The sequence below is a fragment of the Streptomyces sp. NBC_01803 genome (genome assembly GCF_035917415.1).
GTDB lineage: Bacteria > Actinomycetota > Actinomycetes > Streptomycetales > Streptomycetaceae > Streptomyces.
On the sequence record NZ_CP109073.1, the window covers coordinates 715,139 to 732,446 of the forward strand.

The following is a 17,308-nucleotide window of genomic DNA, read 5'->3' on the forward strand; positions in this document are numbered from 1 at the left end:
GGCCGTCGGCTTGACCTGCGGGAGCGCGTCAACGGAGCCCGGAGGCGCGGACGGTGACGTTCACCCGGCCGTCGAGTCCGAAGCCGGCCGGGCCGCCGCCGGCAAGGGTGCGGGGGACACCGTGGTGGGCGAGGCGGGATATGCCGCCGAAGACGAACGCGTCGCCGCCGGAGTTGTTCTCGCCGCCGCGCGGCGACATCACCGTGCGCGGTCCGGCGGGCGGTCGGGCAGGTGGGCGGCGCCGGGCAGCCGGATCTCGCGCGCGGGACGGGGGAACGGTTCGCCGTTCAGCGGCTCACCAGCTCGTCCGCCGGTCAGGAGCCGACGGCACCCAGCAGAGCGCGGGCGCACAGGTCGCGGACGTCGTCGCGGGCGAGCCTGCGGGTCTCCAGCCAGTCCAGGCAGACCGTGGTGACGAACGACAGCCAGCCGCGCACGGCCAGTCGCAGCGCGTCGGGCCGCAGAGACTGGGCCGACTCCAGCGCGGCGACGATGCGGGCGGCCTGGGCGTTCAGCAGCTCCTGGTAGATGGCGCGGATCTCGGGGTCGCCGGTGGCCATGGCGCGGTGGAAGGCGCGGTAGCCCTGGGAGTGCTCCTCGGCGAAGCGCAGATAGACGTCGAGGCCGGCCATCAGCCGCTCGCTCGCGGGGAGTCCGGGATCGGTGTCGGTCATGTCGAGGATGCGCTGGCCCTCACGCCGGACGACCGCGAGGAAGAAGTCCCGTTTGGTGGGGAAATAGTGGTACAGCAGGCCGCGGGAGACGTTGGCGAGCTCGGCGACCTGCTCGATCCAGACTTCCTCGTAGGGGCGCTCCGCGAACAACTGGACGCCCACCCTCAGCAACTGCTCCCGACGGCGCTCGGTGTCCAGCCGGGTGCGGGCACGTCCGCCACCAGCTTGCCGCACGGCCTTCTCGGTCACCCCGACAGACTACTTGACACCGATACGGCGAGCACCGAAGGTTTTGTTGAACCCGATTCAATAGAACCATCCGGAGGGGAAGCACTGTGATGGCGAGCGCGACCGCGACCGTGTCCTGGCCCGGGATCACCGAGATCCCCCATCCCCGGTTCCGGGTCCCCTATCTGGGCGACATCCTGGTCACCTCGCCGAAGCGGCCCGTCCAGGGCTCGATGCGGCTGGCCGCCGAGCTGGGTCCGATCTTCCACCGGAACATCTTCGGCCAGCAGATCGTCATCGTCTCCGGCGCCGACCTGGTCGCGGAGCTGGTGGACGAGTCGCGGTTCGCCAAGCGCGTGGTCCTGGGGGTCGAGAGCCTGCGGTCGGTCGGCGGGGACGGCCTGTTCACCGCCCACGACGAGGAGCCGAACTGGCAGCGCGCGCACGACATCCTGGCCCCCGCCTTCACCCGGGAGTCGATGCGGCGATACCACCCGGCGATGCTGGAGATGGCCGCCCGGCTGATGACCGTCTGGGACACCCGGGCGGACCGCGGCACGCCCGTGGACGTGTCGAGCGACATGACCAAGCTGACGCTGGAGACCATCGGCAACACCGGCTTCGGCTACGACTTCGGGTCCTTCGAGCGCGACGAGCCGCACCCGTTCGTCACCGCGATGGTCGGCGCCCTGCGCACCGCGCAGCAGCGGGTGCTGACGGCCCCGGTGATCGGCCGGTTCCAGGCCCGCCGCGCCGACCGGCGCAACGCCACCTATACCGGGTACATGGCGTCCGTGGTGGACGAGATCATCCGGGAGCGCGTCTCCGTCGGGGACACCCGCACCGACGACCTGCTCGGCCTGATGCTCAACACGGCCCAGCCCGGCACGGGCGACCGGCTGGACGTGGCCAACATCCGCAACCAGGTCATCACCTTCCTCATCGCCGGCCACGAGACGACCTCGGGCGCCCTGTCGTTCGCCCTCTACTACCTGGCCAAGCACCCGGAGCTGATGGCCCGCGCCCAGGAAGAGGTGGACCGGGTCTGGGGCGACGCCGAGGTCCCGGCGTACGAGCAGGTCAGCAAGGCGCGCTATGTGCGCCGGGTGCTGGACGAGGCGCTGCGGCTGTGGCCGACCGCGCCGGGCTTCGTCCGCGCCGCCCGCCAGGACACGGTGCTGGGCGGGCGGTATCCGATGCGGGCGGGCGCCTGGGCCGTGGTGCTGATCCCGGTGCTGCACCGGGACCCGTCCGTCTGGGGCGACGACGCGGAGCGCTTCGACCCGGACCGCTTCCTGCCCGAGCGGGTCAAGGCCAGGCCCGGTCACGTCTTCAAGCCGTTCGGCACCGGCGAGCGGGCATGCATAGGCCGCCAGTTCGCGCTGCACGAGGCGACGCTGGTGCTCGGCATGCTGCTGCGCCGCTACGACCTGCACGACCACGCGGACTACCGGCTGAAGGTCGTCGAACGGCTCACCCTCATGCCCGAGGGATTCACGCTGACGCTTTCCCGCCGTCGCCGGTGAATTGTTGACCGGGATGACCGCACTGTTACAACGAGGCTTGTCGTATGGTCGGCCTGGAATCGTGGCCGCTACGGAGGGAGAGCCCGTGACGCAGCAGCAGTCCGCCGAGTCGGTGTTGACGGGAGTACGCAATTTCCGCGACGTGGGCGGCCTGCCCACCGCGGACGGGCGGCGGGTCGCGCACGGCCGGCTGTACCGCAGCGGCCACCTGGCCCGCGCCACGGAGGCCGATCAGGCGTTCCTGAGCTCGCTCGGACTGCACACGGTCTTCGACTTCCGCAACTCGGCGGACCAGGCCCTGGAGGGCCAGGACGTCGCCCTCCCCGGCGTGCGCAACGTCAACCTGCCGCTGACCGACCCGGCCGACGGCGGCGAGTTCTGGGCCCTGGTCCGCGACGGGAGCCTGACCGAGCTGCGCGCCGCGCTGGACGCGGGACAGGCCGTCGACCGGATGATCGCCTCCTACCGCTGGATCATCCGGACCAGGACCGCCGAGCACGGCCGCGTGGTGCGCGCGCTGGCCGACGGCGCCGTGCCCGTGCTGATGCACTGCTCGGCCGGGAAGGACCGGGCCGGACTGACCGTCGCGGTCACCCTGCTGGCCCTCGGCGCGGAGCGCGAGGCCATCACCGCCGACTACCTGAAGTCCAACGCGCCGCACCGCCGGTATCTGATACGGCGCGGCGCGGACACCGAGGGCGGCGGGACCGCGCTGTCGGCGGAGGTGTCCGAGCTGCTCGCGCCGTTGTTCGACGCCCGCGCCGAATATCTCCGGACGGCGTTCGACGAGATCGACGCGGTGTGGGGCGGCACCGAGCGCTACCTCACCGAAGGACTCGGCCTCACCACCGCCGACCGGGAACGGCTGCGCGCGGGGCTGCTGACCGACGACTGAGCCGGCCGCCGACCGCCGGGCGCGTGCCCGGCCGTCATTTCTGCCGGACGACGACGAAGTCGCCCAGGGCCGTCAGCCGGTCACGGACGGCCCCGGGCATCTCCACGCCGTGCAGCGCCGCGACGGCCGCGTCGTACTGCCGCCGCGCCTCCGCCGCGGTCCATTCCCGCCCGCCGGCCTCCTCGATCAGCGCGGCCCGGACGGCGAACTCCACCTCGTCGAAGTCGTCGAACTCCTGCTGACTCTTCTTCGCGTCGGCCGTCAGCAGGGCGGTCAGCCGCTCGGCGGCGGGTCCCCCGGCGGCCAGCGCGGCGACGACCGGCAGCGACTTCTTGCGCTGCCGCAGGTCGCTCCAGGTCAGCTTGCCCGTGCTGCGCGGGTCGCCCCAGATGCCCAGCAGGTCGTCCACGGCCTGGAAGGCGAGACCGAGATGGTGGCCGAAGAGCTCCAGGGTGTCGGCCAGGCGCTCGTCCGCCCCGCCGAGCACGGCCCCGATCGAGGCGGCGCAGGCGAGCAGCGCCCCGGTCTTGTTGCCTTCCATCTCCAGGCACTCCGCGACGCTGACCCGCTCGCGGTGCTCGAAGGCGATGTCCTGAGCCTGCCCGTCGACGAGCTTGCGGCTGGCGCCGGCGAGCCGCCGCGCCGCGCGGGCCGCCTCGACCGTGCCGGGCTCCAGGATCACCTCGTTGGCCAGCGCGAAGAGCGCGTCCCCGACGAGGATGGCCTGCGCCGGGCCGTGCACCTTCCACACGGTGTCCCGGTGGCGGCGCTGCTCGTCGCCGTCCATGAGGTCGTCGTGGAGCAGTGAGAAGTTGTGCACCAGCTCGACCGCGACGGCGCCCGGGATGCCGGTCTCCGACGGGGCGCCGGCCGCCTCGGCGGACAGCACGGCGAGCGCCGGGCGCACCGCCTTCCCGCTGTCGCTGTCGGACGGGCGGCCCTCGGCGTCGATCCAGCCGAAGTGGTACGCGGCCACGGTGTCCATGGGCGGGGCCAGACGGCCGACCGCGGCGCGCAAGGCCGGCGCGGCCAGCGCCCGCGCCCGTTCCAGCAGTGCCGGTACGGCACCGTCGCTGAGTGGCTGTGCCGTGTTCACACACTCTCCTCGTGTCGCTCGTCACTGTGGGCCTGACTCCGCCCGCCACCGGCCGCCGCACGGGCCGCGGCCAGGCCACTGCGCACCGCGCCCTCCATCGTCGCGGGCCACCCGGTGGCGATCCACGCGCCGGCCAGGTACAGGCCCGGGGCGCGGGTGACGGTCCCCGGCCGCAGCCGGCCGACGCCGGGCGCGGGGGCGAACGTGGCGGCCCGTTCGCGGGTGACGAAGAAGTCGAGGACCCGCGCCCCGGCCACAGGCGGCAGCAGCCGGGCCAGCTCGGGCAGATACCGCTTGCGCAGCACGTCGGCCGGGAGCTGGATCTCCTCCCCCGCCGCCGACTGCGACAGCGCCAGGTACTGCGCGCGCCCGCCGCCGGGCAGGCCGGAGAGCCCGGAGGAGGTGGTGCGGTCGAAGACCCACTGGACGGGGCTGCCGACCGCGGCGAAGAAGGGGCGGCGCAGCACCCGCCGGTCGAGCACGACGTGCACGTTGAGGATCGGCGCGGTGCCGATGCGGGGCAGCCGGCCGGAGTCGTCCAGCGCGCCCTCCGGCAGCAACCGGTGCGCCGGTCCCTGCGGCACCGCCAGGACGACGGCGTCGGCGGTCAGCTCGCGGCGGTCCCGGTCCCCCCGGGAGGTCACCCCGATCCGCCAGGAGCCGCCACCGGTCCGCCGGGGGCGCCCGGCCCTGGCGGCGAGCAGCGTGGTCACCCCGGCGCGGTCGAGGGCGGCACGGGCCAGGGTGTCGTGCAGCTCACCGAGCGGCACCCGGGGGACTCCGATATCGGCCGCGCCCGGCTCGGTCAGCAGCCCGGTGCGGAAGATCATGGCGGCCAGCGCGAGGGAGACGTCGCCGGCGCGCGCGTTGAGCGTGGCCACGCCGATCAGGTCCCACAGCGCGGCGACGGCGCGGTCGGTCTGGCCGTGCCGCCGCAGCCAGCTCCCGAAGTCCTGGCCGTCCAGCGCGGGGTCCTCCGGGTCGAGGCGGCGCAGCGCGAACGTGGCCCGCGCGGCGGCGGCCCGCTCGCCGGGCGAGAGGTGCGGGTACCGGGCGAGGCAGGCCGCCAGGTGCAGCGGGACGGGCAGCGCGGTGCGGCGGATGCGGCCGAGCCGCCCGGTCCCCGGGTCGAGCACCGGGACATCGAGGCGGGGCTGGAGCGGGGCCAGCGAGGCGCCGCCGATCCGCTCCAGGAAGCGCCGGTAGGCGGTGCAGCAGCGCAGATAGACGTGCTGGCCGTTGTCGACGGTGAGCGCGCCGACGGGCGAATCGCGGCGGAAGGAGAACGCCAGGCCGCCGAGGCGCGGCCGGGTCTCGACCAGGGTGACGCGGTGGCCCCGGTCGGCCAGGTCGAGGGCGGTGGTGATCCCGGCGAGTCCGCCGCCGACGACCACGGCGGTCCGGACGGGCCCCGCCGCCGCGTTCACGGTCTCACCCGCCGGGCGGCCCGGCGGGTGTCGACACCGCTCAAGCCGCGGGCGGCGACCAGCGCCTTCCGGGCGGGCGGCAGGGTGACCCGCCCGCGCGCCACGGCGGCGGGGTCCCGGGCGATGCGGTCCAGCAGCCCGTGGTAGATGCCCGCCATGGCCGCGACGCAGGCGGCCGAGCGGCGGTCGAGGAGCGGCAGCAGGCGGAAGCCCTCCTCGAACAGCTCGTGGGCGCGTCTGACCTCGAACCGCACCAGCCCGGCGAAGTCGGCCTCCGGACCCGGCGCGAGCAGGTCGGGGCCCTCGGCGCAGGCGAACTTCCGCAGGTCCTCGGCGGGCAGATAGGTGCGGCCGTTGAGGGCGTCCTCGCGGATGTCCCGGAGGATGTTGGTGAGCTGGAGGGCGAGTCCGAGGGTGTCCGCGTAGGCGGCGGCCCGCTCCGCGTCGCGCGCGCCGGGCGCGACACCGAAGACGCCGAGCGATATCCGGCCGATGGATCCGGCGACGCGGCGGCAGTAGACGCGCAGCTCCTCCCAGGTCTCGTAGGCCGTGCCGCGCACATCCATCAGCACGCCGTCGATGAGCTCGTCCAAGGCGTCGAGCGGGAGGGGGAAGGAGCCGGCCGCGTGGGCGAGGGCGACGGCGACGGGGTCCGTGTCGTCCTCGTCGACCGCCCCGGCGCGCACCCGGTCCAGCAGGGCGCGGGCCTCGGCCAGCCGTGCCTCCTTGACGCCGGTGTCCAGGCCCCCGTCACCGATGTCGTCCACGCGCCGGGAGAAGGCGTACACGGCCGTCAGCGCGAGCACCTTACCGGCGGGCAGCAGCCGGACACCGTAGCTGAAGTTCCGCGAGTTGAGGGCGGCGACGGTCCCGCAGTAGCGGTACGCGGCGGCGACGGGGGGCGGCAGCGGTCGGCTCTTGGTCACGGGCTTCCGCTCACGATCTTCTCAGCAGGGTGGTCGTCGCCGCGTACAGCAGCCCGCCCCTGGTCGCCCTGGGCGGCCCTGCCAGCACGTCGTACCCGGCGTCGGCGATGGCCTGGGCCGCCGCCCTGCCGCCGCCGACGAACCCGGCCAGCAGCAGCCTCAGCCGCCCGGGAGCGGCGCCGAGCAGCGGCGCGCCCTCATCGAGCAGCCTACGTGCCCGGTCGGTCAGGTGTGCCACCAGGGTGCGCACCGAGGCGTTGGCGGTGGGCGCGGCGAGGTCGGACTCGGTGACACGGAAGCGGCGCATGGCGTCGGCCGGGAGGTAGATCCGGTCCCGGGCGAGGTCCTCGGCGACATCCTGGAGGTGCTCGATGATCTGCAGCGCCGTGCACACGGCGTCGGAGCGGCGGACGCTCTCCGGGGTGGCGGTGCCGGTGAGGGCGAGGACGAGCCGGCCGACCGGGTTGGCGGACAGCTCGCAGTAGCCGAGCAGCTCCTCGAAGGTGGCGTAGCGGCGGATCCGCTGGTCGACACGGTTGGCCTCGACGAGGGCGAGGAACGGGGCGGGGGTGAGCCCGGCGCGGCGCACCGCCGGGAGAAGGCCGCGCAGCAGCGGGTGGCGCGGCGGGGGCGGGGTGCCGCCGGTGCCGCCGGCGAAGACGCGGCGCAGGTCGGCCTCCAGCGCGTCGAGCATGGCGAGCCGGTCGTCGGCGAGGGCGGGGTCGAGCCCGAGCAGGACGGCGTCGGCGCCGCCGGGCGGGAGGTCGCCGTCGCCGATGTCGTCGACGAGGCGGGCGAAGCCGTAGACGGCCATGAGATCGTCGCGCCAGGCGCGGGGCAGGAAGCGGGGGGCGACCGGGAAGTTCTCGTGCGCGGCCTTCGCCAGCACCGCCTCCGCGTGGCGCCCCTCGGGCGCGGTCAGCACGGGCGGCCCGCCCTCACCATTGCCGTCATACTCGTATTTCTACCTTGCAATCAGATAAGCGCCGCCCCGGACACGCGGTTCGGGGCGGTGTGACTGGTCCGGTCCGCCTACTTCCCGGTCTCCTCCTCGTACGCCTTCAGCACCTGGTCGGTGGAGCCGTCCATGACCAGCTCCCCCTTCTCCAGCCACAGCACCCGGTCGCAGGTGTCCCTGATCGACTTGTTGTTGTGGCTGACCAGGAAGACCGTGCCGGCCTCGCCGCGCATCTCGCGGATACGGGCCTCCGACCGCCGCTGGAACTTCTTGTCGCCGGTCGCCAGCGCCTCGTCGATCATCAGCACGTCGTGGTCCTTGGCGGCGGCGATGGCGAACCGCAGCCTGGCCTGCATGCCCGAGGAGTAGGTCCGCATCGGGAGGCTGATGAAGTCGTCCTTCTCGTTGATCCCGGAGAACTCCACGATGCTCTGGTAGCGCTCCCGGATCTGCTCGCGGGTCATGCCCATCGCGAGCCCGCCGAGTATGACGTTGCGCTCGCCGGTGAGGTCGTTCATCAGCGCGGCGTTGACGCCCAGCAGCGAGGGCTGGCCGTCCGTGTAGACCCGGCCGCGCTCGGCGGGCAGCAGTCCGGCGATGGCACGCAGCAGCGTCGACTTGCCCGAGCCGTTGGTGCCGATCAGGCCGATGGCCTCACCGCGGTAGGCGACGAAGCTGACGCCGCGCACGGCGTGCACCTCACGGACCCGCGCGGACGGCTCGCGGCGGACGATGCGGCGCAGCGCGGCCGTCGCGTTTCCCCGGCCACCCCCGCCGTAGACGCGGTAGACGATGTGCAGATCATCGGCGATGACGGTCGGGACCCGACCGTCATCCGCCGCTGTGGGGGCGATGTCCCTGTCAGCCACGGCCGTACCGCTCCTCCGCCTTCCAGAAGTACACGAAGCCACCGATCCCGGCGACCAGCGCCCAGCCGAGGGCGAGCAGCCAGGTGCTGGCCGGAATCGTGTCGTGATACGGGCCGTCGATGAGCGAGAACCGCATCAGGTCCATGTACACCGCGGCCGGATTGGCCTCCAGGATATCCGCCACCCAGTCCGGCCAGTCCGCCCTTTGCTCGACCATGTACCGGAGCGGGAACATCACGCCCGAGGCGTACATCCAGGTGCGCAGGACGAACGGCATGAGCTGCACGAGGTCCGGGGTGTGGCTGCCCCACCGGGCGAAGAGCATGGCGAGCCCGGCGTTGAAGACGAACTGGAGCACGAGGGCGGGGGCGACCAGGAACCACGTCCACGTCGGCCAGTGCTGGAAGCCGAGCATCACGACCAGCAGGATGACCATCGAGTAGAGGAGCTGCTGGAGTTGCTGGAGCGAGAAGGAGATGGGCAGCGAGGCCCGCGGGAAGTGCAGCGCCCGGACCAGGCCGAGGTTGCCGGAGATGGATTTCACCCCGGCGAGCACCGACGCCTGGGTGAAGGTGAACACGAAGACCCCGGTCACCAGGAAGGGGATGTACTCCTCGTTCTCCATCCCACCCCGCCCGCCCAGCAGCAGCCCGAAGATCAGGAAGTAGACCAGGGCGTTGAGAAGCGGGGTGAAGACCTGCCACAGCTGGCCGAGTTTCGCCTGGCTGTACTGCGCGGTCAGTTTCGCCTGGGAAAAGGCGACTATGAAATACCGGCGCCCCCACAACTGCCGCACGTAGTCCAGCAGTGACGGCCGGGCACCGCTGACGGACAGTCCGTGCAGCGCCGCCAGTTCGGCCGGCGACACCTCACGGGTGGGCGCACTGTCGTGCGTGGTCTCACTCACCTTTGAAATTCGTCCTCACAGGGCACAGGCTGGAAGAAGCCGCGATGGGCGGCCCCTGGATGGTCTCAGACCCGAGCTTGTCAGATGACCGGAGGTCGTCCCAGCCGGGTCAGGCGCCATACCGTACGCCAACGCATCGGCTTCCGCGGACCGCATGGGGTGCGCCAGCCCTCCGCGAAGCCGCCGAACCACGCCTTCAGGGCCGGCGGCGGAGGTCGCCGCAGAAGGGTCAGCAGCAGCCAGACGGAGAGGTAGACGGGGACCAGCGGCAGCGGCAGATTGCGGCGGGCCAGCCACACCCGGTTCCGCGCGACCATGCGGTGGTAGACGGCGTGCCGGGACGGCGCGGTGGCCGGGTGGAGCAGGAGCAGATCGGCGCGATAGTGGATGTTCCAGCCCGCGTCCAGTGCCCGCCAGGCCAGATCCGTCTCCTCGTGGGCGTAGAAGAAGGTGTCCGGCAGGCCGCCGACCTGCTGGAAGACCTGGGTGCGCACGGCGTTGGCACCACCGAGGAACGTGGTGACCCGGGACGAGCGCATCGGGTCGGAGGCGCGCAGCCTGGGCACATGACGCCGCTGGGTGACACCGCTGTCCGGGTCCGCGATGCGGAAGCTGACGATGCCGAGCCGGGGATCCGCGTCGAACGCCGAGCGAATCAATTCGGCCGCACCTTTGTCCGGAAGCAGACCGTCGTCGTCCAGAAACAGCAGTACGTCGACGTCGCGGCCCCCGGGACCGAACGCCTCGATGCCCACATTCCGGCCACCCGGGATGCCGACGTTCTCCGGCAGCTCCAGGCTGCGCACGCCCTCCGGCAGATCGGACAGCTCGGCGCCGTTGCCGACCACCACCACCTCGATCGGCGCCCCGTCCTGCGCGGCGACCGAGTCCAGCAGCGCCGTGAGTTCCTTGGGGCGGTCACCCATGGTCAGGATGACCGCGCCGAGCTTGAGCCGCGCCGTCTCCACGGCGATCACCGTAGCCTGCTGGACGCCAGGATGGAGACCAGGTGCAGCAGCGTCTGCGTCACGGCGACGGCCGCCAGCACCACCACCCCGAGCCGCGTGAAGAACAGGTCGCCCCCGACCGCGTCCAGCGCGGCCACCGCCAGGATCAGCAGGGACGCCTCGACGCCGCCGACCAGCCGGTGGAACTTCAGCGCCGCGGCGGCCCGGCGGGCCAGCGCCAGCCCCTGGGAGCGCGGCGTGGCCGCCTCGTCGCGCACCGCGGACAGCCCGCCGCGGGTCCGCGCGACGTCGACCAGGTCGGTCTCGGCCTTGATCAGGATGGCGCCGAGCGCCGCCACCGTGCCGAGGAACGCCCACAGCCAGTTCGGCGCGGGCTCCTCGACGGCGAAGACGTCGGCGGCCCGCACGCCGAAGCCGACGAGCAGCGCGGCCTCGGCCAGGTAGTGGCCGACGCGGTCCAGGTAGACGCCGGTGACGGAGGTCTGGCCGCGCCAGCGCGCGACCTCGCCGTCCACGCAGTCCAGGAGCAGGTAGAGCTGGATGAGGAGCGCGGCGAGCAGTGCCCCGGCCGGCCCGGGAACCAGCAGGGCCGCGCCGGCCGCGACGCCGGCGACGACCATCAGGTACGTGAGCTGGTTGGGCGTTATGCGGGTGGACACCAGGTGCCTGGTCCAGCGCAGCGAGATCTCCCGCATGTACAGGCGCCCGGCCCAGTGCTCTCCGCTGCGCCGGTCCTTCACCCCTGGCGGGTGCACGACCGGCCGGAGTTCAGCTACCGATGGTTTTGACATAGTCCGCGTAGGTGTCCCTGATCTGGTCGTTGGTCAGGTCGAGGTGCTCAAGGATGGTGTAGCGCCCCGGCCTGGTCTGCGGTGCGAAGGCGACGGCCGTCACGAACTCGTCGGCGGTGAAGCCGATGTCGTCGGGCAGCACGGGCAGCCCGTGCCGCCGCAGCACGTCGGCGAACAGCCCGCACTGGTCGGGCTCCCCGCGCAGGTGCATGGCGAAGGCGGCCCCCAGGCCCACCTGTTCGCCGTGCGGCGCCGACCGCTTGGGGTGGAGCAGGTCCAGCGCGTGCGAGATCTCGTGACAGGCGCCGGAGGACGGCCGGGTGTGCCCGGCGATCGACATGGCGATCCCGGAGAGCACCAGCGCCTCCGCGAGCACGGTCAGGAAGCGGTCGTCCCCGCAGCCGCCGGGGTGGCGCAGCACGGCCTCGCCGGCCTGCCGGGCCATCGCCGCGGCCAGGCCGTCGATCTGCTCGCCGGTCTCCCGGTGCGACAGCTCCCAGTCCGCGATGGCGGAGATGTTGGAGATGGCGTCCCCGATGCCGGAGCGGACGTACCGGACCGGCGCCCGGCGGATCACGTCGAGGTCGACGACCAGCGCGATGGGCGTGGGCACGCCGTAGGAGCCGCGCCCGGCGTCGTTGTCGAGGGTGGACACCGGCGAGCAGATGCCGTCGTGGGCCAGGTTGGTCGCGACGGCGACCATCGGCAGGCCGACGCGGGCGGCGGCGTACTTGGCGGCGTCGATGATCTTGCCGCCGCCCAGGCCGACCACGGCGTCGTAGCGGCCGGAGCGCATCGCGTCGGCGAGCTGCACGGCGGCGTCGAGGCTGCCACCGGCGACCTCGTACCAGTCGGCCCCGGGCAGCGCCGGGGCCAGCCGCTCGCGCAGCGCGGCGCCCGAGCCGTTGCTGATGGCGACGGCCAGCCGCCCCGAGGACGAGATGCGCTGGTCGGCCAGGAGCCCCGCCAGGTTGTCCAGGGCCCCGGCGGTGATGTCGACCGAGACGGGGGACGGGATGAGGCGGGTCAGTACCGGCACGCGATCTCCCGTCCCCGGGCGAGGTCGTCGTGGTTGTCGATCTCGACCCAGCTCACGTCGCCGATGGGCGCGGTGTCGACGCGGAAGCCGCGGTCGACGAGCTCCTGGTACCCGTCCTCGTAGTAGAGCTGGGGGTCGCGCTCGAACGTGACGCGCAGCGCGTCGGCCAGCTCGGCGGCGGCCGAGGACTCGATGAGGGTGACGCCGATGTACTCACCGGTGGCCTCGGCCGGGTCCATCAGCTTGGTGATGCGCTGGACGCCCTTCTCCGGGTCGGCGACGACCTTCATCTCCTCATCGGCCAGGCGCTTGACGGCGTCCAGGGCGAGGATGATCGGGCCCTGTCCCCGGGCGGCCAGCAGGGTCTGCTCGACGGAGACCGGGTGCACGGTGTCGCCATTGGCGAGGATGACGCCCTCGGCGATGACGTCGCGGGCGCACCACAGGGAGTAGGCGTTGTTCCACTCCTCGGCCTTGTCGTTCTCGACGAGGGTGAGGCGGACGCCGTAGCGGCGCTCCAGCGCCTCCTTGCGCTCGTACACCGCTTCCTTGCGGTAGCCGACGACGATCGCGGCCTCCGCCAGACCCACCTCGGCGAAGTTCGCCAGCGTGAGGTCGAGGACGGTTTTGGTGTCCTCGCCCTCCGAGGTGACGACCGGCACCAGGGCTTTGGGCAGGGTGTCGGTGTAGGGGCGTAGACGCCGTCCGGCGCCCGCGGCCAGGATGAGGCCGATCATGCGGGTTCTCCTGTTTCGTCGTGTACGGCCGGTGCCTGGGACGAGATCCAGAAACGGATGCTCTCCCCCAGCACCAGGAGCGCCAGGGCCCCGCCAAGGACCGCGAGCGCGGTGGTGAAGCCATGCCCGGTCGCCCAGAGGGCGGCGGCGGTGACCGCCAGGACGCGCCCCTCGTGACCGCCGGTGGCCAGGACCAGCCGACGGGGGGGCGCCCCGGCACCGCCGCGGAGGCGGTACACCGTGTCGTAATGATGGTAGGCACAAGCGGCCACCAGAAAGAAAGCCGCGGGCAACGCCCCGTTCACTCCGCTGTGGGCGGCGAGGACCAGAACGGTCAGGTACTCGCCGCAGCGGAACAGCGGCGGCAGCACCCAGTCGAACGGCCGCTCCAGGGGCGCCGCGATCGCCCGCCCCGCGCACACCGCGTAGCACGCCGCCGCGGCGACGCCGTACCAGCGGGTGTCGCCGGCGGTGGCGAGCAGGACGCCGACCAGCGCGGCGGTCCCGGCCAGGGCCCACAGCGGCGCGGTGAGACGGCCGCCGGCCGGGCGCGGGCGCGCGCCGGCCACGGCGTGCGCGAACGGTCCGCTGTCGGCCAGCCCGGCGAGCGCGGCGGCGCCCCGCTCCCCGCCGCCGCGCAGCCGCCGGGAGCGCAGCAGGCGTCCGGCTGTGGTGTAGCAGGCGGCGAACCCGCTGGCGGCGAGCAGCACGGTGAACGTGACGCGGGGCGTGGTGACCGCGGTGAGGACGGCGATCAGGGCCCAGCGCTCTCCGATGGGCAGCACGATCATGCGCCGCAGCCAGACGGTCCAGCCGATCCGGTCCAGCCGGCCGGAGAGGGCGGTGGCGCCCGGCGAGGCGGCGCCGGGGGCCGGCGGGTGGGCCTCGTTGAAGGCGAAGTCCACGATGTGCCGGGTGGTCTGGAGGACCATCGCGCCCAGGGCCAGCGCCCAGACGTCGTCGCCGCCGCGCGCCGCGCCGAGGGCGAGCCCGGCGTAGAAGGCGTACTCCTTGGCCCGGTCGAACGTCGCGTCGAGCCAGGCGCCGAGGGTCGAGTACCGCAGGGCGTAGCGGGCGAGCTGGCCGTCGGCGCAGTCGAGCACGAAGGAGCCGAGCAGCAGCAGCGCGGCGGCCACGAATCCGGCGCGGGTGCCGGTGGCGGCGCAGCCGGCCGCGATCAGCGCGGTGATCAGCGAGGCGGTGGTGACCTGGTTGGGGGTGAGGCCCCGGCGGGCGCACCAGCGTGCCAGATAGCGGGAGTAGGGGCTGACGAAGTGGGTGGTGAAGAACCCGTCGCGGGACTTGACGGCGGTGCGCAGCCGGTAGTCCTCGTCGTCCACGGCGGCGACGGCTTCGGCGGCCCGCTCGCGTTCGGCCGCGTCGGCCGGGACGGTGGCCACCAGGGGGCCGAGGTCCGGGCGGTGGACGGGCGTGCCGGCCGCTTCGAGGCGCGCGGCGACGCGGTCGGGCAGGCAGCCGGTGGCCGGCGGCGCGGCGACGGACCGGCTCGTGGACGCCGACGCCGACGCGGGCGCGGCGCTCGCGGCGCTCGCGGCGGGGGCCAGGGCGGCGGCCAACACGCCGCGCTCGTCCGGAAGCACGGCGACGGCACCGGGTACGGCCGAGGCGCCGAAGCGGGGGTCGGTCAGGCCGAGCCGCAGGCTGTGGCGGTGGCCCACGAAGCGGGGGTCGACGAGAGCGACCCGCTCCCCGGCCGGGATGTCCGCGAGCGCGGCCGAGGGACCGGCGCTGTCATCGGCCACCCGGACGGAGAATCCCAGCCCGCGCAGGTCGCCCTCAAGCGACGACCCGGGTGGGGGCGGACCGGTGAGAATGGCGGTCGACAGGGTGATTCACTCCTCGGGGCGGAACCCGTCACTGCGGCTGCACGTCGGCAGAGATTATCTGATGACCACTCCACGGCAAGAATGGCGTTGGCATCAGGAAACCCGGGGTTCATCTCCGGGGGCGGACATATCGGGAAGGCGCCACCCTAGCCGATACGACCGAATGCGATCGAACCGTTACGACAAGCAACGGCCGTTCCCGGGGAAGCGGTTAGGCTGCCGCCATGAGCTGGCTGATCACCGGCGGCGCCGGGTACATAGGGGCGCACGTCGTGCGGGCGATGAGGGGCGCGGGCGAGCGGGTGGTGGTGCTGGACGACCTCTCCACCGGCTTCGCCGCGCGGCTGGCCCCGGACGTCCCGCTGGTGACCGCCTCGGTGCTGGACCGGGGGCTGCTGGACGGGACCCTGGCCGCGCACGGCGTCACCGGGGTGGTGCACCTGGCGGCGAAGAAGCGGGTCGCGGAGTCGGTGGCCGAGCCGCTGACCTACTACCGGGAGAACGTGCACGGCCTGACCGTGCTGCTGGAGGCGGTGGCCGCCGCCCGGGTGCGGCGCTTCGTGCTGTCCTCCTCCGCCGCCGTCTACGGGATGCCGGACACCGACACCGTGACCGAGGAGACGCCCTGCCACCCCATGAACCCCTACGGGGAGACCAAGCTGGCCGGTGAGTGGCTGGTCCGGGCGGCCGGGCGGGCGCACGGCATCGCCACGGTCTGCCTGCGGTACTTCAACGTGGCGGGCGCGGCGGCCCCCGAGCTGGCCGACACCGGGGCGGCCAACATCATCCCGATGTTCTTCGAGCGGATCTCCGGCGGCGAGGCCCCGGTCATCTTCGGCGACGACTATCCGACCCCCGACGGCACCTGCGTGCGGGACTACGTGCACGTGGCGGATCTCGCCGAGGCCCATCTCGCGGCGGCCCGGCACCTGGCGGAGCGCCCGGCGCCCGCGCCCGGCGAGGGCGACGACCTCACGCTCAACATCGGCACCGGCACCGGGGCGTCGGTCCGGGAGGTGGCCGCGATGGTCGCCGGGATCACCGGCGTGCGGGAGCCGGCCGCCGAGGTCGCCGGGCGCCGCCCAGGCGATCCGGCCCGGGTGGTCGCCTCGGCTCGGCTGGCCCGGGAGCGGCTGGGCTTCACGGCCCGCCGGGACCTGCGCGAGATGGTTTCCTCGGCCTGGGAGGGCTGGCGGCTGCGGCACCCCGGAAGGTAGCCGTCCGGCCAACGCCGCACGTCACACCGGCCGCCACCGCCGGCGCCGCTCCGGACGCCGAACGCCCAGGTCAGAGCACATGACAACGGTGTTCAGTGCCGCGTTGCCCTATACCCCCCACCCGTAGTTGACTGTGGACTGTCGACGAGAAAGACAGGGGCCATCATGGGTACCGGACATCACCACCACGGGTCGCCACCAGCCGGTCACGGCACGGCGGGCGCCGCTCACCGGGGACGGCTGCGGACCGCCCTGATACTGGCCTGCGTGCTGCTGGCCGCCGAGATCGCGGGCGCGGCGGCCACCGGCTCCCTCGCGCTGCTGGCGGACGCCGGGCATGTCGCGACGGACGTCGTCGGGATCGCCATGGCACTGGCCGCGATCCATGTGGCGAACCGGCCCGCCGCCGCCGGTGACCGCCGGACCTTCGGGTATGCCCGGCTGGAGATCCTGGCCGCGCTGGCGAACTGCCTGCTCCTGCTCGGAGTCGGCGGCTACATCCTGTTCGAGGCGATCGAGCGGCTGCGCGACCCGGCCGAGGTGCCGGGCGGGCAGACGGTGCTCTTCGGTCTGTTCGGCCTGATCCTCAACGGGATCTCCCTCGCGCTGCTGATGCGCGGGCAGCGGGAGAGCCTCAACGTGCGCGCGGCGTTCCTGGAGGTCGCCGCCGACGCGCTCGGCTCGCTCGCGGTGGTGGCGGCGGCCCTGACCATCATGGCGACGGGCTGGCAGGGCGCGGACCCGGCCGCCTCGCTGCTGATCGCGCTGCTGATCGTGCCCCGGACGGTCCAGCTGGCCCGCGAGGCGCTCGACGTGCTGCTGGAGGCCGCGCCGAAGAACGTGCGGATAGCCGAGGTCAAGGCACACATCCTCGGTCTGCCCGGGGTGGAGGACCTGCACGACCTGCACGTGTGGACCATCACCTCGGGGATGCCGGTGCTGTCCGCGCACGTGGTGGTGAGCCGGGAGGAGCTGGACGCGGTGGGGCACGAGCGGATGCTCCACAGCCTCCAGGGGTGCCTCGGGTCGCACTTCGCGGTGGCGCACTGCACCTTCCAGCTGGAGCCGTCGGGCCACGCGGCGCACGAACCGGGTCTGTGCGACGGCCCTCCGGCCGGTCCGGTGGGGCAGACTGGTCGGAGCACGTCCCGGACGTCCGGATAACGGCCGTACGCACCCGGGAAGGACCAGGAGGAGGCCAGG

Annotated in this window: 17 protein-coding genes; 4 read left to right on the forward strand and 13 right to left on the reverse strand. The window is 73.2% G+C overall.

Features of this window, described 5'->3' with window-relative positions; genetic code table 11:
* Positions 1 to 28: 28 nt before the first annotated feature.
* Together OIE51_RS02980 and OIE51_RS02985 are read right to left on the reverse strand one after the other, a co-directional pair.
* Complete coding sequence (locus OIE51_RS02980; RefSeq protein ID WP_442811850.1) at positions 29 to 202, reverse strand: hypothetical protein; 174 nt, start codon at positions 200 to 202, stop codon at positions 29 to 31.
* Between the two features lie 112 nt (positions 203 to 314).
* The gene (locus OIE51_RS02985; RefSeq protein WP_326595295.1) at positions 315 to 923 is read right to left on the reverse strand and encodes a TetR/AcrR family transcriptional regulator; all 609 of its coding nucleotides are present in this window, start codon (positions 921 to 923) and stop codon (positions 315 to 317) included.
* A gap of 89 nt (positions 924 to 1,012) precedes the next feature.
* On the opposite strand from OIE51_RS02985, the gene OIE51_RS02990 reads away from it, so the two are divergent.
* Both OIE51_RS02990 and OIE51_RS02995 read left to right on the forward strand, forming a co-directional pair.
* Entirely contained in the window at positions 1,013 to 2,428 is a 1,416-nt protein-coding gene (locus tag OIE51_RS02990) for a cytochrome P450 (RefSeq protein WP_326595297.1), read from the forward strand.
* 85 nt (positions 2,429 to 2,513) lie between these two features.
* A complete protein-coding gene (locus OIE51_RS02995; protein WP_326595298.1) occupies positions 2,514 to 3,323 on the forward strand; it encodes a tyrosine-protein phosphatase in 810 nt (269 codons plus the stop codon).
* Positions 3,324 to 3,357: 34 nt separating this feature from the next.
* Here OIE51_RS02995 and OIE51_RS03000 read toward each other — a convergent pair whose 3' ends face one another.
* From OIE51_RS03000 to OIE51_RS03050, 11 genes are all read right to left on the reverse strand, one after another.
* On the reverse strand, positions 3,358 to 4,419 hold the full coding sequence (locus OIE51_RS03000) for a polyprenyl synthetase family protein (protein ID WP_326595299.1): 1,062 nt from the start codon (positions 4,417 to 4,419) through the stop codon (positions 3,358 to 3,360).
* Positions 4,416 to 5,846 carry a hydroxysqualene dehydroxylase HpnE gene (gene hpnE / locus OIE51_RS03005; RefSeq protein WP_326595300.1) on the reverse strand — a complete coding sequence of 477 codons (1,431 nt, stop codon included), beginning with the start codon at positions 5,844 to 5,846 and terminating at the stop codon, positions 4,416 to 4,418. Before hpnE ends, OIE51_RS03000 begins: the two co-directional genes overlap by 4 nt.
* Positions 5,843 to 6,772: a presqualene diphosphate synthase HpnD gene (hpnD, locus tag OIE51_RS03010; protein WP_326595302.1), complete on the reverse strand. Its 930-nt coding sequence runs from the start codon at positions 6,770 to 6,772 to the stop codon at positions 5,843 to 5,845. Before hpnD ends, hpnE begins: the two co-directional genes overlap by 4 nt.
* A gap of 10 nt (positions 6,773 to 6,782) precedes the next feature.
* A complete protein-coding gene (gene hpnC, locus OIE51_RS03015) occupies positions 6,783 to 7,697 on the reverse strand; it encodes a squalene synthase HpnC (RefSeq protein ID WP_326595304.1) in 915 nt (304 codons plus the stop codon).
* A gap of 107 nt (positions 7,698 to 7,804) precedes the next feature.
* Positions 7,805 to 8,599: an ABC transporter ATP-binding protein gene (locus OIE51_RS03020; protein WP_326595306.1), complete on the reverse strand. Its 795-nt coding sequence runs from the start codon at positions 8,597 to 8,599 to the stop codon at positions 7,805 to 7,807.
* Positions 8,592 to 9,506, reverse strand: coding sequence for an ABC transporter permease (locus tag OIE51_RS03025; RefSeq protein ID WP_326595308.1), 915 nt, complete (start codon positions 9,504 to 9,506; stop codon positions 8,592 to 8,594). The genes OIE51_RS03020 and OIE51_RS03025 overlap by 8 nt, the downstream gene beginning before the upstream one ends.
* An 80-nt stretch (positions 9,507 to 9,586) precedes the next feature.
* Positions 9,587 to 10,432 carry a glycosyltransferase family 2 protein gene (locus OIE51_RS03030; protein WP_326600473.1) on the reverse strand — a complete coding sequence of 282 codons (846 nt, stop codon included), beginning with the start codon at positions 10,430 to 10,432 and terminating at the stop codon, positions 9,587 to 9,589.
* A gap of 47 nt (positions 10,433 to 10,479) precedes the next feature.
* Positions 10,480 to 11,265: a CDP-alcohol phosphatidyltransferase family protein gene (locus tag OIE51_RS03035; protein ID WP_326595310.1), complete on the reverse strand. Its 786-nt coding sequence runs from the start codon at positions 11,263 to 11,265 to the stop codon at positions 10,480 to 10,482.
* The gene (locus OIE51_RS03040) at positions 11,243 to 12,304 is read right to left on the reverse strand and encodes an iron-containing alcohol dehydrogenase family protein (RefSeq protein WP_326595312.1); all 1,062 of its coding nucleotides are present in this window, start codon (positions 12,302 to 12,304) and stop codon (positions 11,243 to 11,245) included. Before OIE51_RS03040 ends, OIE51_RS03035 begins: the two co-directional genes overlap by 23 nt.
* Positions 12,292 to 13,041, reverse strand: a complete 750-nt coding sequence (locus OIE51_RS03045; RefSeq protein WP_326595314.1) for a phosphocholine cytidylyltransferase family protein — start codon at positions 13,039 to 13,041, stop codon at positions 12,292 to 12,294. The genes OIE51_RS03040 and OIE51_RS03045 overlap by 13 nt, the downstream gene beginning before the upstream one ends.
* Entirely contained in the window at positions 13,038 to 14,888 is a 1,851-nt protein-coding gene (locus OIE51_RS03050) for a DUF5941 domain-containing protein (protein ID WP_326600475.1), read from the reverse strand. Before OIE51_RS03050 ends, OIE51_RS03045 begins: the two co-directional genes overlap by 4 nt.
* 224 nt (positions 14,889 to 15,112) lie before the next feature.
* On the opposite strand from OIE51_RS03050, the gene galE reads away from it, so the two are divergent.
* Together galE and OIE51_RS03060 are read left to right on the forward strand one after the other, a co-directional pair.
* The gene (gene galE, locus OIE51_RS03055; RefSeq protein WP_326595315.1) at positions 15,113 to 16,105 is read left to right on the forward strand and encodes a UDP-glucose 4-epimerase GalE; all 993 of its coding nucleotides are present in this window, start codon (positions 15,113 to 15,115) and stop codon (positions 16,103 to 16,105) included.
* Between the two features lie 165 nt (positions 16,106 to 16,270).
* Positions 16,271 to 17,269 carry a cation diffusion facilitator family transporter gene (locus OIE51_RS03060; protein ID WP_326595316.1) on the forward strand — a complete coding sequence of 333 codons (999 nt, stop codon included), beginning with the start codon at positions 16,271 to 16,273 and terminating at the stop codon, positions 17,267 to 17,269.
* Positions 17,270 to 17,308 lie beyond the last annotated feature (39 nt).